The sequence below is a fragment of the Bacillus sp. AP50 genome, from assembly GCF_040492675.1.
Classification (GTDB): Bacteria; Bacillota; Bacilli; order Bacillales; family Bacillaceae_G; genus Bacillus_A; species Bacillus_A cereus.
This window is the reverse complement of the sequence record NZ_JBEUTW010000703.1, coordinates 1-1,167: the sequence shown is the minus strand read 5'-3', so window position 1 is coordinate 1,167 and position 1,167 is coordinate 1. Positions and strand designations below refer to the sequence as shown.

Here is a 1,167-nt window from a genome sequence, read left to right as displayed (position 1 = left end):
ACTTTATTATATTAATTTTAACACACTTTTATTGAAATCCACGCTCCAAACGTTTTACTATTCCACAATTTTTATTGTATGAACCATCTGGACTATAACTCCATATAGTAATGTTAACAACTTATTATAAAGCAGGTGAAAATTATGCCATCAGTTGTAGGAAATTTAGTTGTACAAAATAGCAATGGATCATTTAACTTAGGTGATTTCTACAACGTATCTCCGAAAGAAAATACGAAAGCTTATAATGGTTCCGGCGCATCAAACGTTGGTTTTGTTGTTAATACTTTTAGCGGTGTTAGCGCGACCAATACATTTGATTCTGACCTTGCAGATCAAAACCAAGTGGGTACAGCCTAATCTTATGTTCAACTTTCTGTATAGAAAATTTTAATTTGTCTATACTATAATCAGGCTGTTTGACAGCTCTTGTTGATTTTGGAGTACCCTATCTTTTTCTCCCTTTCCCTGGGGCTCAGCAGCTAGCACGAAGCTAGCTGCTTTTTCTTGTATTATTTGTCTCATAAATCAGAAATAAAAGAAGCTGCCATTTAATATTCAGCTTCTTTTACGTTATTTCAATAATATCCATAGCGTTAAATACGTAAGTTTTATAAAAGGCGTCTGTACAAATTACAATTTGTTTTACCGGATTGATATGTACAACAGTCATGTAGCTTGTTAGTATGTAACCATCTTCAAAATATGTTACCAATATTTCTTTCTCAGACAATAATGACGTTAATAATTTATCAGAAATTCTCTCTTTTGCTTCATTTGTTAAAAGCGGTTTTTGTACTTTTAATTTCTCTCCAATAATCTTTCTCATATTTAAAAGTTGTTCGGACATTACTGTAAACGGAACCCACTCTCTTCCTTCTTTTTGTATCTTTACATCGTTCATTTTTTATCTCCTTGATCATTTATACATTTATTTAGCCATACTATCCCTTAGTTATTTTTAATACTCACTAAACTCGGATTTACTTCTAAACTATAATTAGGTTACTTCTTAAAAGAACATTCGTTCCTATTATACACGAACTTACGTTCTTTTGAGAAGAGCCATACTTATTATTTCTTAACAAAAAACATAATTTTATTTATCTCCATACTTTTTTCCTTTATCAAATAAACTTCTCATTTCTTATATAACATGCATATAAC

General features: G+C 30.7%; 2 protein-coding genes. One reads left to right on the top strand and one right to left on the bottom strand.

The window, feature by feature from the left end; all coding sequences use genetic code 11:
* Nucleotides 1-144 precede the first annotated feature (144 nt).
* Complete coding sequence (gerPF, locus tag ABWK52_RS28605; RefSeq protein ID WP_001141569.1) at nt 145-360, top strand: spore germination protein GerPF; 216 nt, start codon at nt 145-147, stop codon at nt 358-360.
* Nucleotides 361-568: 208 nt separating this feature from the next.
* On the opposite strand, the gene ABWK52_RS28600 is transcribed toward gerPF, so the two are convergent.
* On the bottom strand, nt 569-904 hold the full coding sequence (locus ABWK52_RS28600; protein ID WP_098542209.1) for a YolD-like family protein: 336 nt from the start codon (nt 902-904) through the stop codon (nt 569-571).
* Between the last annotated feature and the right edge of the window lie 263 nt (nt 905-1,167).

Bases quoted from the DNA above. Each gene is read 5' to 3' on its own strand.
- gerPF (WP_001141569.1), top strand. From the start codon at position 145: ATGCCATCAGTTGTAGGAAATTTAGTTGTACAAAATAGCAATGGATCA.
- ABWK52_RS28600 (WP_098542209.1), bottom strand. From the start codon at position 904: ATGAACGATGTAAAGATACAAAAAGAAGGAAGAGAGTGGGTTCCGTTT.